Raw genomic sequence first — 13,985 nt, 5'->3', positions numbered from 1 at the left:
TCAGTTCACGGGGATGTCCGTCCCGTCGTCATCCTCGCTGTGGACGACCTTCCCTAGCCGCACCGCGAGGACGCCGTTGTCGTAGCTCGCGGTGGTCTCCGCTTCGTCGACGGCCTCGGGGAGGCGGACCGACCGGCTCAGCGACTGCTGGCGGCGCTCGCGCTGGACGTACTGGCCGTCGGTGGATTCCCGCTCCTGGCTCGACGTGGCGCTGATAGTGAGCTTGCGGTCCTCGACGAGCTGGACGTCGATGTCCTCGCTGTCGTAGCCGGGCAGGTCCGCGTGGACAACGAAGGCGTCGCCCTCGTCGACGACATCGACCGGGACAGCGCCCATGTCGACGCCGAACTGCTCTCCCAGCATATCGAACGCGCGCTCGAGCTCGCTGAACGGATCGCGGTCGGACATATGCGGGGGTACGCGGGCCCGGGACTTAACGCTTAGAACGCCACCGCCGGCTCAGTTGACGACCGTCTGCGAGTCGTATGACCCCAGCCGTCGGACCCACCCCTTCTCGGCGATATCCTCGATGTCAGCGAGGGCGTCCTGCGTGCGCTGCTCGTAGAGGCCGGCCGAGATGTCGATGTGGAAGACGTAGTCCCCCAACCGCTCGCCGCTTGGCCGGGACTCGACGCGGGTGAGGTTGATGTCGCGGTCGGCGAAGGGTTCCAGCAGTTCCAGCAGCAGGCCGGGGTAGTCGACGTCGGGGTAGACGATGAAGGAGGTCTTGCCGCCGGCCTCGCTGCGCTCGCCTTTCGGGGCGACGACGACGAAGCGGGTGGCGTTCGAGGATTGGTCCTGGATGTCCTCAGCGAGCACTTCCAGTTCGGTCCCGTTGGTCGCGTTCTCCGGATGGCCGATGGCGGCGATGTCCGCGTCGCCGCGGGCGCGCTCGACGCCGCGGGCCGTCGATGCGACGGCCTCCACGTCGACGCCGGGGTAGTGCTCGTCGAGCCAGCCGCGACACTGGGCCAGCGCCTGGGCGTGGCTGGCCACCAGCGAGAACGACTCGTCCTGTGCGAGCAGGGCGTGGCGGATCGGCGTGATGATTTCCTCGACGACGGCGATGTCGTACTCCGCGAAGGCGTCGAGTGACTCGGTGACGGAGCCCTCGATGCTGTTCTCGACGGGGACGACGCCGCGTTCGGCCTCGCCGTTGGCGACGGCCTCGACGATGGCGGTCACCGACTCGGAGAAGGAGATCTCGTCGTCCGTGACTGCCTGTGCGGCGCGGTGGGAGTAGGTCCCTTCGGGACCCAGCGTGACAGTGGTCATACCCGGGGTACAGCGGTGGGAACCAAAAGAACCGCGGTCATCGGCGGGCGCTGTGCCGGTGTGGTCGCGGTCGTCGCCGGGCACTGTACCGGTACAGTTCCCGTCGCTCAGGACAACTGCGCCAGTTCCTCGTCGCCGAGGTCGATGGCGCTGGCGGCGACGTTCTGTTCGAGGTGGTCGAGGCTGCTGGTACCGGGAATCGGGAGTGTCACGTCCGAGTGTCCCAGAAGCCACGCCAGCGCGATCTGGTAGGGCGTAGCGTCGTGACGCTGGGCGATCTCCTCGATGCCGTCGACGTCGCCGAGGTCCCCAGCGCCCAGCGGGAACCACGGGATGAAGCCGATGTCGTAGCGCTCGCAGGCCGCTAACACGTCCTCGTCGTCGCGGTGGGCCACGTTGTACTGGTTCTGGACCGTCGCGATGTCGACGATGTCGCGGGCGCGGTCGAGTTGCTCGACGGAGACGTTCGAGACGCCGACGTGGCGGATCAGCCCCTCGTCTTTCAGCTCGGCGAGCGCGTGAATCGAGTCCTCGAACGGCGTGTCGGGATCTGGCCGGTGGTACTGGTACAGGTCGATTGGGTCCATCCGCAGCCGGTCCTGCGAGCACAACTGCGCGTTGCGCAGGTAGTCCGGGTCGCCGTGGGCCAGCCAGTCGGCGTCGGTGTTGCGGAGCAGGCCGCCCTTCGTCGCGATGACGAGATCCTCGCGCTCGGTGTCGAGCGCCTCGCCGATGAGCCGCTCTGAGACGCCCGGCCCGTAGGAGTCTGCCGTATCGATGAAGTCGACGCCGAGTTCGACCGCCCGCTCCAGCACTGCACGGGCGTTTTCTTCGTCGTCCGGTTCGCCGATGACGTCCTCGCCGGTGAGCCGCATCGCGCCGAACCCGAGCCGGTGGACCGTGAGTTCCCCGCCGATATCGAAGGTGTCACTCTCGTTTGCGACCATACAAACACGGTCGTCGTCGCGCCTGAAAACAGCCGCGTATGTCACAGCCGTTACCGCAGTCGGTGTCGCTCACGTCGATACCCCGCGCCGCCAGCTTACTCGTCGCTGAGGTGGAACAGCGCGAGGTACACGAAGAGGTATCGCGAGGAGTAATAGACCGCGACGCTGGCGGCGAAGGCGAACAGCGAGACGGCCGCGACCGACACGCCGAACCCGGAGTCGACGAACGGGTTCCGACCCATCGCCGCGATGTACGACGACACCATCTCGCCACCGCCAAGCCCCATAGCGAACAGGCAAAGCGAGAGCACGATTGCCAGGCCGCCGGTTCCGAGGCCGACGTATCGCGCGAAGTCCTCGGCGTTGAGGGCCGCGTGTGCCTGCCGCTCAGTCAGCGGAGCGAGCCGGACCCGGTAGAGGACTGAGCCGACGAGCAGCGTCGCCCCGAACAACTCCAAGAAGCCGCCGAACAGCCCGAGCAACAGCACCTTCGGCGAGGCGACGGCGGGATCAACTTCCGGGAGAAACGCCGCGGTGCTGTCCGGATACAGGCCGTAGATCGGTAGCAACAGCGCTAGCGCGCCGAGCAGGGCGCTCTGGAGCGCGAGCGTCCGTGGGACCGTCTGTCTGAGATATGAGTGGCGTTCGTAGCGGAGTCGCTCGTACGTCGATCCTGAAATGATCGCTTGGGCGATGGTGTCGTCGGGCTGTGAATCAGTAGACATATCTTACCGGTTCCTATCCACCGACAGTTTACTCAATCCGCAATATAACCTTTTTGCACAGCGCAACACTCAGTGCGTCTATCAATAAAAAGTTGTTTTAGAGTCACATTATTGGCGGGATTCACGTGCCGGCGGCGCGTGCAAACCGCCGCGGCAACGTCCTCAGCGCGTGTGAATCGCCTCGCCGCGCGCGGCCGCGGCCGCCTCGTGGACTGCTTCGGAGAGCGTCGGATGCGTGTGAATCGTCCCGGCGATGTCCTCTAGTCGCGCGCCCATCTCGATTCCCAGTCCGAGTTCGGCGATGAGCTCCGATGCGTCCGGGCCGACGATCTGTGCCCCAAGTAGGAACTCCTCATCGGCATCGGCGACGACGCGGGCGAACCCCTCCTTCTCGTCGACGGTGAGCGCGCGGCCGTTGGCCCGCATCGGCATCTGTCCGACGACCGGGTCGAAGCCGGCCGCCTCGGCCTCGGACTCGGTCATGCCGACGGTGGCGATTTCGGGATCGGTGAACACCGCGGCGGGAACCGCCTGGTGGTCGAACGCGGCTGGTTCGCCGGCGGCGGCTTTCGCAGCGACCTCCCCTTCGGCCATTGCCTTGTGGGCCAGCATCGGCTCGCCGGCCACGTCGCCGACGGCGAACACCGACTCGGATTCCGTTCGGCACTGGTCGTCGGTCGGGATGACGCCGTTTTCATCCGTCTCCAGGTCGATATTCTCCAGCGCAAGCGTGTCCGTGACCGGTTCGCGGCCGACCGCGACCAGGCATTTCTCGGCGTTGTACTCGACGATCTCGTCGTCATCGTCGACGGTCTGGACGCGGATGCCCTCGTCCGTCCGCTCCCAGTCGTCGGCCGCCTCACCGAAGCTGAAATCGATACCCAGGTCCTCGGCGCGGTCGCGAACGACCGCCGCGACGTCGTCCTCGTAGCCGGGCAACACGTCGTCGAGCATCTCGACGACCGTGACTTCCGCGCCCAGCTTCGCGAACACCGTCGAGAGCTCCATTCCGATGTAGCCAGCCCCGACGACGAGCAGTTTTTCCGGGACCGATTCCAGCGCCAGCGCGTCCTTCGAGGAGAGGATGTGTTCGCCGTCGAACTCGAAGCCCGGGACCTCCATCGGTCGGCTCCCCGTGGCGACGATGGCGTGTTCGAACGACAGCGATTCGGAGCCCTGCCCCTCGCCACCGTGGGCGACCCGGACGGTCTCGTCGTTGACGAACTCGGCGGTCCCCTCGACCAGATTGACGCCGGCGCTCTTACACAGCGACTCGACGCCCCGTGTCAGCCGTGTGACGACGCCGTCTTTCCACTCGGTCATCCCGGCCATGTCGACGGCCGGGTCCGCGAACACGCCCATCGACTCGGCCTGCCGGGCGTCGTGGGCTATGTCCGAAGCCGAGATGAGTGCTTTCGAGGGGATGCAGCCGTGGTTCAGGCAGGTCCCGCCGTAGGCGTCACGCTCGACGAGCGTCGTGTCCAGTCCCAGTTGTGCGCCCCGGATCGCGGCGACGTAGCCGCCCGGACCGCCGCCGATAACCAGCAGTTCGGTTCCCGTAGTGACATCTCCGACGACCATAGCGGCACCTCGTCCGGACCGGTGAAAAGGTATCGCCCTTCAGCCCGATGTCGCGTCTCGCCTGCGCCGTCGGTACAGGTAGTATCCGATGACCGGCACTGACACCGCAAACGCCGCGAGTAGCGTGGTTCCGACCCCGGCGGTTACTCAAGCAGGAGTCGCGTCGGGTCCGCCAGATACTCCTTGAGCGTGTTGACGAAGCCGGCTGCGTCGGCCCCGTCGATGACGCGGTGGTCGATTGCCAGCGAGAGCGGGAGCGTGGGTTTCGCGACGACTTCGCCGGTGCTCGCGGTGGAACCGCTCGCAGTCCCCGAGGCGCCTTGCACCTCGCTTTCAGCCACCGGCCGCTCTTTCAGCGCCCCGATCCCGAGAATCGCCGTCTCTGGGACGTTGATGATCGGACTGGCGTACTCGCCGCCGATGGCTCCGAAGTTTGTCACGGTGAACGTCCCGCCCTGCATCTCCGATCGCTCGATGTCTCGCTCCCGGGCCCGCCCGACGAGGTCGTTGATCTCGTCGGCGAGTTCCAGCAGCCCCTTCCCGTCCACGTCGTCGACGACCGGGACGACCAGCCCGTGGTCGGTCGCCGTCGCCACGCCGATGTTGTGGGCGTCTCTGTAGACGATCTCCTCGCTTTCGGTGTCCAGGGCCGTGTTGAGTATCGGGTGCTGGTCCAGCGCCGCGGCGACGCATTTCACCACAAAGGGCGTGTACGTCAGGGTGACGCCGCGCTCCTCGGCGAGCGGCTCGAGTCGCTCGCGGGCCTCGACGAGGCCGGACACGACGACCCGGTCGTGGTGGGTGGCGTGGGGCACCTCCCGACGTGAGCGGGCCATCTGCTCGCCGATGGATCGCCGCACGCCGCGGTACGGCTCGCGGCGTTCGCCCTCGCTCGTCTCGACCGCCGTCGGTTCGGCTCCACCACTGCCGGCCGCCGTCGTGCCACCGGTCTCCACAGCCGTTGCACTCGCCGTACCGCCTTCGGCGCTGACGGCTTCGGTGTCGGCCGCCTGCGCGGCCTGCTGGGCCTCCGCGTACGCCCGGACCGCCCCTTCGTCGACGTAGGGCTGGCCGTCCCTCGTCGCGTCGGTCGGAATGGCGTCGATGTCCACGTCAAGTTCGCGGGCGACCTTTCTGGTGGCCGGCGTCGCCAGCGTCTGGTCGCGCCGTTCGACCTGCTGGCCGTCCCCGGAGACGCTTCTAACGGCTGACTTCACAGCGGCCCCGTCGTCTGCGTCACCACCGTCATCGACCTGTGAGGCCACTGCGGTCGACCCGTCACCGTCGTCGGACACCTTCGAAACGACCGACGTGGGGCCGTCGTCGCTGTCGGCCGTCCCGTCGACCGACGCTGTGGCCGCCTCGACATCCGCCTCGGTGACGCGGCCGCCCGGCCCGCTCCCGTCGATGGCCGCGATGTCGACACCCCGCTCGCGGGCGAGTCGGCGGACGCTCGGCGAGGCGAACACGCGGCCGTCAGCCGCGCTTGCGTCCGCCTGCTGCGAGTCGTCGGACCCAGCGGCGGTCGCAGCGCCGTCTGCCTGCTCCGCCCCGACTCCCGACGATTCGGCTCCGTCCGCACCGCCAGCGGCCGCGTCGCTCGCTTCGGCGTCGCCCTCCTCTGCGATAGTGACGAGCACCTCACCGGTCTGGATCATCTCGCCGACTTCGGCGTGCAGTTCCTGCACGACGCCGTCGACCGGCGACGGCACGTCGACGGCGGCCTTGTCGGTTTCCACCTCCGCGAGGACCTGGTCCTCGGTGACGGCGTCGCCCGGCGAGACGTGCCAGGTCAGCACCTCGCCCTCTGCGACCCCTTCCCCGAGGTCCGGCAGCTTGAACTCGAACATGCGTCAGAACTCCACTGCCTCTCTGATACCGTCTTTGATGCGGGCGGGTTCGGGGAGGTAGTAGTCCTCCAGCGCGTACAGCGGGTAGGGCACGTCGAAGCCTGTCACCCGCGTAATGGGGGCTTCCTGGTACAGCAGGACCTCCTCCTGAATGGTGGCGATGATTTCGCCGGCCAGCCCGCCGGTCTTGGGCGCTTCGTGGACGACGGCTGCTCGCCCGGTCTTTTTGAACGACTCGACGATGGCGTCGGTGTCCATCGGCGACAGCGTCCGCAGGTCGACAACCTCGGCGTCGATGCCCTCCTCGGCCAGTTCCTCGGCGGCTTCGAGCGTCGGCCGGGTCATCGCGCCCCAGGTGAACACGGACACGTCGGTCCCCTCGCGGCGGACCTTCGCCTCGCCGAGCTCGACGGTGTAGGGGTCGTCGGGGACCTCCTCGCGGAACGACCGGTAGATGAGCTTCGGTTCGAGGAAGATGACGGGGTCCGGGTCCCGGATAGCCGCCGTCAGCAGCCCCTTCGTCTCCTTCGGCGTCGATGGCACGACTACTTTCAGGCCCGCCTCGTGGACGTAGAACGCCTCCTTGGACTCGGAGTGGTGTTCCGGCGCGCGGATGCCGCCGCCGTAGGGCGCCCGGACGGTGAGCGGGCAGTTGTATCGTCCGCGGCTTCGCGTGCGGAGGCGAGCGGCGTGGCTGACGATCTGGTCGAATGCGGGGTACATGAACCCGGAGAACTGCATCTCCGGCACCGGTCGGAGCCCGTAGGCGGCCATGCCGATGGCCGTCCCCACGATGCCGGACTCCGCAAGCGGGGTGTCGATGACTCGTTCGTCACCGAACTCCTCGTGGAGCCCCTGCGTCGCCCGGAAGACGCCGCCGTTCTTCCCGACGTCTTCGCCCATCACGATCACGTCCTCGTTCCGCTCCATCTCGCCGTAGAGGCCGTCACGGACGGCCTGTACGAGCGTCAAACTCTGTGTCGTTGCGTCCTGTGTACTCATTCCAGTAGCACCTCGTCGCCGTGTCGCTCGCGCAAACCTTCGAGGTAGTCCAGTTGCTGTTCGAGCCGCTGTGGCATCTCCGCGTACACGTCCGCGAACATCTCCTCGGGCCTGGGCCGCTCAGTCGCCTCCGCGGTGTCGATGGCCGCCGCGACCTCCTCCTGAATCGACTCGTCGATGGCGTCGACCCGCTCGTCGTCGAGCAGACCCCGGTCCCGGAGGAACGCCTCCATCCGCGGGATGGGGTCTTTCTGCTTCCAGCGCTCGACCTCGCTGTCGTCGCGGTACACCGACGGGTCGTCTGCCGTCGTGTGCGCGCCGAAGCGGTACTGCACCGCCTCGATCATCGTCGGCCGAAGCCCGTCCTCGGGCGGATCGTGGGCCTTGTCGATGGCTTCGCGGGTCACCTGATACACCGCCAGCGGGTCCATCCCGTCGACCTGGACGCCGTCGAAACCGTAGGCGTTGGCCTTCTGGGCGAGCGTCTCGCTGGCCGTCTGGCGCTCCCGCGGGACCGAAATCGCCCACTGGTTGTTGTTACAGAAAAACACCGCGGGCACGTCGAACACGCCCGCGAAGTTCAGCCCCTCGTGAAAGTCCCCTTCGGAGGTCGCGCCGTCCCCGAAATACACGAGGAAGGCGGTGTCGTCGCCTTTGAGCTTCGACGCCCACGCCGCTCCGGTCGCGTGCGGAATCTGCGTCGCGATCGGGACCGCGAGCGAGAACACCTGTACGTCCTCCGGCGGCGAGTTCCCCCGCTCGGACCCCATCCAGTACAGCAGGTCATCCGCCAGATCCCACCCTCGCACGGACAGGGCGATGTGTTCGCGGTAGCTCGGAAACAGCCAGTCCCCGTCCCGCAGGGCGAAGGCGCTGCCGACCTGGGACGCCTCCTGCCCCGACATGGGGGGGTATGTCCCCATCCGGCCCTGCCGCTGCAGGCTCACCGCCCGCTGGTCGAAGTGACGGCCGAGTTTGAGATGCCGGTACATCTCCACCAGGTCGTCGTCCGAGAGGTCCGGGACCGTCGCGCCGTCGACCACCGTCCCGTCCTCATCGAGAATCTGTACCCGATCTGTGGGGTCGCGCTGGAGGACACTCATAGAACCCGCCTCCCTCGAAGTGGCATACGACAACTGTTCACTCGCGCTACGCTTAGAGCTTTCGCGGCCCTGAAAAATCTATCCGACGTGAGTATTACGGGGAGTATAACCTCAAAAGCGGCTCTGAGACGAACTCAGTTCCGTGCCTCCTCGCCGTGATAACTCGGACGTATCAGCCGTCTGTACGGACCGCGGCCCGCGCCTCGTCTGCACTCTGCCCCTCGCGGAGGACGCTCTCGACGAACAGCTCGCCGGCGCGATAGGACGACCGGACCATCGGCCCCGACGCGCAGTACAGGAAGTCGAACTCCTCCTCGGCGACCCGCTGCCAGGTGTTGAAGGCGTCGGGATGGACATACTCCGAGACCTCCAGATGCGAGCGGGAGGGCTGAAGGTACTGGCCGAAGGTCACCACGTCGACGCCGGCCTGCCGGAGGTCCGACAGCGTCTGGTACACCTCGTGGGCGTACTCGCCGACGCCCAGCATCAGGCTGGTCTTCGTGTAGCAGTCGCCCTCGCGGTCGGCCTGCCGCAACACGGAGAGGGACTGCTCGTAGCCCGCCCGGCGGTCACGGACCGGCCACTGGAGGCGGTCGACCGTCTCGATGTTGTGAGCGAGCACGTCCGGGTCGGCGTCGATGATCTTCCGCACCAGTTCCGGCTCGCCCTGGAAATCGGGAATGAGGCACTCGACCAGAATCGACGGGTCGCGCTCCTTGATCGCGCGAATCGTCTCGGCGAAGTGGCTCGCGCCCTGGTCGGGCAGGTCGTCGCGGTCGACGCTGGTCAGGACCACGTAGTCCAGCCCGATTTCCGCGACGGCGTCGGCCACCTGCTGTGGCTCGTCGGGGTCGAGCGGCTCCATCCCGCCCGTCTCCACGTCACAGAAGTTACAGCCCCGCGAACAGCGGTCGCCCAGCAGCATGAACGTCGCCGTCCCCGGTCCGTCGCGCCCGCTCCAGCACTCCCCGAGATTCGGGCAGTTGGCCTCCTCACAGACCGTGTTGAGGTCCCGGTCCCGGAGCGTCTGCTTGATGTCGGTGAACCGCTCGCCCGACGGTGGCCGCATCTTCAGCCAGTCGGGCTTGCGCGAACGACTCATTACCTGTCCTTGGTGGCTCCGCTCAAAAGAAGTTGGGTTCGGCACTCCGCAGTCGGCCGCGGCCACAGCGACTCGACGCACGCCTGTCGAGAAAGTGCCGTCGTTCGCTAGCAATACCCCTTGTTCGGCGCTATTCCAGTCGCGTGTGGTCCTGTGACTCGCACTCCGGACATTTCATCCAGTACGAGTCGGGGTCTGCGGACGACTCGAACTCATGACCGCAGTCGTTACACTCGTACTGGGGCGTTTCGTCTGCGAGCCCGACCTTCTCTTTGACAGTCTCAAGGACAGACATTGGATGCACTGGACACGTTACGATGCGAGGGTGTTATAACGCCAGACAGCGCTTCAGGTGCTGAAACCCCGATTTCTCTATCCAAGCTTGTACGGTCGCCCTGACTCGAAATCTACCTGCTCGTGGCCCGGACCAGCGGCTACTGGCTTCTCACGTCGTCTTTTCAGTTCGTGAAGCCACCGCTGGCGATCAGGCTTGGGGTGTCCGAAAAATCACGGTTCGCCGTCCGCTCCGGTTTCACCGTCCCGGACTGCGGTGCTCTCCTCGACCAGTTCCCGGTGGAGTTCGATGTCGACCTCGAAGCCACCCCCGTCGAGTTCGAAGCACACTCGCTCCAGCGTCGTCTCGTACACCTTGTAGTGGTTCCCGTCGGCGTCCACGCGGGTGTCTTCCCGGAGCAGATCGTACTCCTGACAGACGTTGACGCGGCGATACACTGTCGGCTCCGAGGCATCGAGACGATCCGAAAGCGTCTGGACGGAGACTGGCTCGACGTTGGCGGCCGCGAGAATCCGCCGGACCTCCTCGCTGCCGATGACTTCGAACACGGTCTCCGGCTCCCAGTCCATGCGTACAGGTCCGATACGGTCAGCCAGACAGATAAGAGCGGCGCGGGTTCACCTGGCGATACTGCGGCTCAGTTGGTCGCTGCTGGCGCTGCCGGCTGCCACGCCTCGCTGTCGTCGAGGTACGCCTCGAACGACGTCGTTTCGATGCCCCATTCGGCGAGGGTGGGGATATCGATGTCGTAACCCACGTCGTTGAACCACTGGAACATGTCTGCCAGTTCGTCGCCGGCCATTTCGCGGTAGTCCTCGACGCCGGCGTGAATCGGCTCGACTTCGTGGCCGAGGTGGTCGCTGAACGCCGCGGCAAATTCTTCGAGCGTCAGGTCGTCGCCGGCAAGCGTGATGACTTCGCCGAGGAACGCGTCGGGGTCGGACAGCGCGGCCACGACGGCCTGGCCGATGTCGGTCGCGTCCACGACGGCCAGGGAGACGCCCTCGCGCAGGGGCATCGTGAGCTGGCCGTCCATGATGTCCTCGCGCATCATGTACGCGAAGTTCTGCATGAAGAACACCGGGCGGATCACCGTCGCGGAGAGTCCGAGTTCCGCGATCTGCTGTTCGACGGCCCACTTGGACTCGAAGTGCGGCAGTCCTGTGTCTGCGTCCGCGCTGCCGACGGAACTGTAGACGAAGTGGTCGACGCCGGCGTCGGCCGCTGCCTCCGCCAGCGTGACGCCCTGTTCGACTTCCACGTCTGTCCCTTGCTCCATGAACATCGTGACGCCGTAGACGGCGTCCATGCCGTCGACCAGTTCCGCCATCCGGTCGGCGTCGGTCAGATCGCCCTCGACGACGGTGACGCCGCGGGCTTCGAGGGCCTCGGCACCGTCGCTCGTGGCGTCGCGTGTCAGTCCGTAGATTTCCCACTGTTCGCTGTCTGCCAGCAGGTGGTCGACGACTGCGCCGCCCTGAGTGCCGGTTGCGCCGGTGACGAGTATGTTTCTCATAACGTATAGATATACGACAGAGATATAGATAAACTAGCAGGGAGGCGTGCTACCACGGCCTTTCGAGGGCCATGTGCTGGGCGAGCAGGGCGGACCGCCCCACCGCACACGCCGCCATAGAAACGCCTTTGCCGTCGCGGAACTGCGACTGTGACGTGTCATCCCGAACCGACAGCGAGCCGACTGTGGCGGTCGCGGAGGTGCTCCCGGAATTCGCTGACGCCTTCCCCTTCGAGGAGTTCAACCGGATGCAGTCGGAGACGCTGCCGGCCCTGCTGAACCGCGACGACAACGTCGTCGTCAGCGCGCCGACGGCCAGCGGGAAGACCGCGCTGGCGGAACTGGCTATCTGCAAGACGCTCGCCGAGGACGGGACCGCGCTCTTTCTCGCGCCGTTGCGTGCGCTCACCAACGAGAAAGAGAGCGAGTGGGAACGGTTCGAGGACCTGGGCTACTCCGTCTACGTCGTCACCGGTGAGCGGGACCTGAACCCCCGTCGCGCCGAGCGGGCCGACATCCTCGTGATGACGCCGGAGAAGGCCGACTCGGCCACCCGGAAACACGAGACCAGCCGTTACTCCTTCATTACAGACGTGGACTGCTGTGTCATCGACGAGGTCCACCTGCTGGATTCGGATCGTCGCGGGGCGGTGCTGGAAGTCACCGTCTCGCGGCTCCGCCGACTCTGTGACCCGCGCGTGGTGGCGCTGTCGGCGACGATGCCGAACATCGACGACGTGGCCGCGTGGCTCGACGCGCCCGAGGAGACCACGTTCGCCTTCGGCGAGGAGTACCGACCCGTGCCGCTGAACGCCGACGTAAAGACCTACTCCCACGGCGAGAACGCCTTCGCCGACAAGTACCGCCGGCTCTACCGGGCGCTCGATCTCGCCGAGCCGCACATCCGCGAGGAGGGCCAGGCGCTCGTGTTCGTCTCTTCGCGTCAGGACACGGTACAGGCAGCGAAGAAGGCCCGCGACGAGATTACCGAGCGCGACATTCCGATGGGTGCACGCGGAGACTACGATTTCCACAACGACGCCGCCGACCTCTCGAACGACACGCTCCGCCAGTCCGTGCTGGACGGTGTGGGCTTTCACCACGCCGGCCTCGCGCGTGAGGACAAGAACAAGGTCGAGCAGTGGTTCAAGGAGGGGAAGATTCAGCTCCTCTTCTCGACCTCGACGCTGGCCTGGGGCGTGAACCTCCCCGCCCGCTGTGTCGTCATCCGCGACACGAAGCTCCACGACCCGCTGGAGGGCGAGGTCGACATGAGCCCGCTCGACGTGCTCCAGATGCTCGGCCGCGCGGGTCGGCCCGGCTACGACGACATGGGCTACGCCTGGGTCGTCTGTGACCGGTCGGACGCCGACAAGTACCGCCGCTTGCTCCGGGACGGCAAGGAGATCGAATCCCGACTCGCGGCGGAACTCGACGCCCACCTGAACGCCGAGATCGCGCTCGGGACCATCGACGACGTGGACGACGTGATGGACTGGCTCGCGACGACCTTCTACTACGCCCGCTCGCAGTCGGCTCCCGACGAGTACGACGCCGGCAGCGACCTCCGAAACCGGGTCAGCGATACCCTCTCTTCGCTCGTCGACGAGGGCTTCGTCGAGCAGGACGGCCTCAACGTCGAGCCGACGCGGCTCGGGCAGTTAGCCTCGAAGTTCTACCTCCGGCTCTCAACCGCGCGCCGGTTCGCGGACGTCGCCGAGCGCTGCCAGGTCGCCGCCGACCCCGACTCCGCTGTCTCCGTGGACGCGGACGACCTGCTGACCGCGGTGGCCGGCGCGACGGAGTTCGACAGCGTCAGCGCCCGCTCCGACGAGGAGGACGCGGTCCACGCAGTGCTGGGGGACAGCGTCGACGACAGCCTCGACGCCGGCCAGCGGAAGGTGCTGGCCATCCTCCGTTCGGGCATGACCGGGACGACGCCGACGGAACTGAAAAGCGACGCGTGGGTCATCCGCCAGAACGCCCTCCGCCTGCTCGCGGCGATGCGGGAGTTCGTCGACACGCTGGGGCCGGCCCGCTACGCGAACCTGGCCTGTCGGGTCGAGGCCCGCGTCGAACACGGCATCAGCGCCGACGCAGTGGGGCTGACGGCCATCGACGGCGTCGGCAGTGGCCGCGCGGGCAAACTCGCCGCTGCGGGGCTCACGTCGCCCGCTGACGTGGTCGAAGCTGGCGAAGACGGCCTCGTCCGTGCCGGACTCTCCGAAGGCGTCGCCGAGCAGGTGCTGGCGAACGCGCGGGACCTCCCCGTCGTCACGGTCGACTGGGGCGATTTCCCCGAGACAATCGCGCCCGGTGACAACGATATGCGCGAGGTAACTGTGGAAAACACCGGCGGCAGCGCCCGCGCGGGCCTGCGGGTCACGGTTAACGGGCGTGAGATGACCGCAAAGCCGTCGTATCTCGGCGAGGCCACGCTTCCGGTGGCCGTCTTCGGCGCGGACGCGGACGAACTCACGTTCACTGTCGAGGTCGCGTTCCCCGCGCTGCCGCTCCCGACGATTACCGAAACTCGATCCGTGCTGGTCCGGTAATCGCCGTTTCAGCCGTCTCTCTGAAACGACCTCA

The 13,985-nt window shown here is 66.7% G+C and carries 13 protein-coding genes; 1 reads left to right on the top strand and 12 read right to left on the bottom strand.

The window, feature by feature from the left end; genetic code table 11:
- The 12 genes from ACOZ4H_RS00820 to ACOZ4H_RS00765 form a co-directional block, all read right to left on the bottom strand.
- On the bottom strand, positions 1-408 hold the full coding sequence (locus ACOZ4H_RS00820) for an Hsp20/alpha crystallin family protein (protein WP_424327535.1): 408 nt from the start codon (positions 406-408) through the stop codon (positions 1-3).
- Between the two features lie 51 nt (positions 409-459).
- Positions 460-1,275: a prephenate dehydratase gene (gene pheA / locus ACOZ4H_RS00815; protein WP_424327534.1), complete on the bottom strand. Its 816-nt coding sequence runs from the start codon at positions 1,273-1,275 to the stop codon at positions 460-462.
- Positions 1,276-1,382: 107 nt separating this feature from the next.
- The gene (locus ACOZ4H_RS00810; protein ID WP_424327533.1) at positions 1,383-2,222 is read right to left on the bottom strand and encodes an aldo/keto reductase; all 840 of its coding nucleotides are present in this window, start codon (positions 2,220-2,222) and stop codon (positions 1,383-1,385) included.
- A 95-nt stretch (positions 2,223-2,317) separates the two neighbouring features.
- Entirely contained in the window at positions 2,318-2,947 is a 630-nt protein-coding gene (locus ACOZ4H_RS00805) for a hypothetical protein (protein ID WP_424327532.1), read from the bottom strand.
- A 162-nt stretch (positions 2,948-3,109) separates the two neighbouring features.
- A complete protein-coding gene (gene lpdA / locus ACOZ4H_RS00800; protein WP_424327531.1) occupies positions 3,110-4,528 on the bottom strand; it encodes a dihydrolipoyl dehydrogenase in 1,419 nt (472 codons plus the stop codon).
- Between the two features lie 143 nt (positions 4,529-4,671).
- On the bottom strand, positions 4,672-6,378 hold the full coding sequence (locus tag ACOZ4H_RS00795) for a dihydrolipoamide acetyltransferase family protein (protein ID WP_424327530.1): 1,707 nt from the start codon (positions 6,376-6,378) through the stop codon (positions 4,672-4,674).
- 3 nt (positions 6,379-6,381) lie between these two features.
- Positions 6,382-7,380, bottom strand: a complete 999-nt coding sequence (locus ACOZ4H_RS00790) for an alpha-ketoacid dehydrogenase subunit beta (RefSeq protein ID WP_424327529.1) — start codon at positions 7,378-7,380, stop codon at positions 6,382-6,384.
- Positions 7,377-8,483: a pyruvate dehydrogenase (acetyl-transferring) E1 component subunit alpha gene (pdhA, locus tag ACOZ4H_RS00785; protein WP_424327528.1), complete on the bottom strand. Its 1,107-nt coding sequence runs from the start codon at positions 8,481-8,483 to the stop codon at positions 7,377-7,379. Before pdhA ends, ACOZ4H_RS00790 begins: the two co-directional genes overlap by 4 nt.
- Positions 8,484-8,655: 172 nt before the next feature.
- A complete protein-coding gene (gene lipA / locus ACOZ4H_RS00780) occupies positions 8,656-9,630 on the bottom strand; it encodes a lipoyl synthase (RefSeq protein ID WP_424330317.1) in 975 nt (324 codons plus the stop codon).
- 85 nt (positions 9,631-9,715) lie between these two features.
- A complete protein-coding gene (locus tag ACOZ4H_RS00775) occupies positions 9,716-9,880 on the bottom strand; it encodes a hypothetical protein (protein ID WP_424327527.1) in 165 nt (54 codons plus the stop codon).
- Positions 9,881-10,092: 212 nt separating this feature from the next.
- On the bottom strand, positions 10,093-10,449 hold the full coding sequence (locus ACOZ4H_RS00770; protein WP_424327526.1) for a hypothetical protein: 357 nt from the start codon (positions 10,447-10,449) through the stop codon (positions 10,093-10,095).
- Positions 10,450-10,517: 68 nt separating this feature from the next.
- A complete protein-coding gene (locus tag ACOZ4H_RS00765) occupies positions 10,518-11,396 on the bottom strand; it encodes an NmrA/HSCARG family protein (RefSeq protein ID WP_424327525.1) in 879 nt (292 codons plus the stop codon).
- A 185-nt stretch (positions 11,397-11,581) separates the two neighbouring features.
- Between ACOZ4H_RS00765 and ACOZ4H_RS00760 the strand changes: the two genes are divergently transcribed.
- On the top strand, positions 11,582-13,951 hold the full coding sequence (locus ACOZ4H_RS00760) for a DEAD/DEAH box helicase (RefSeq protein WP_424330316.1): 2,370 nt from the start codon (positions 11,582-11,584) through the stop codon (positions 13,949-13,951).
- The last annotated feature ends 34 nt before the right edge of the window (positions 13,952-13,985 follow it).

Origin of the sequence: Haloarcula amylolytica (assembly GCF_049705545.1) — an archaeon.
GTDB lineage: Archaea > Halobacteriota > Halobacteria > Halobacteriales > Haloarculaceae > Haloarcula > Haloarcula amylolytica_B.
Note: the sequence above shows the minus strand (reverse complement) of the source record. Positions and strands in the feature narration are given on the sequence as shown.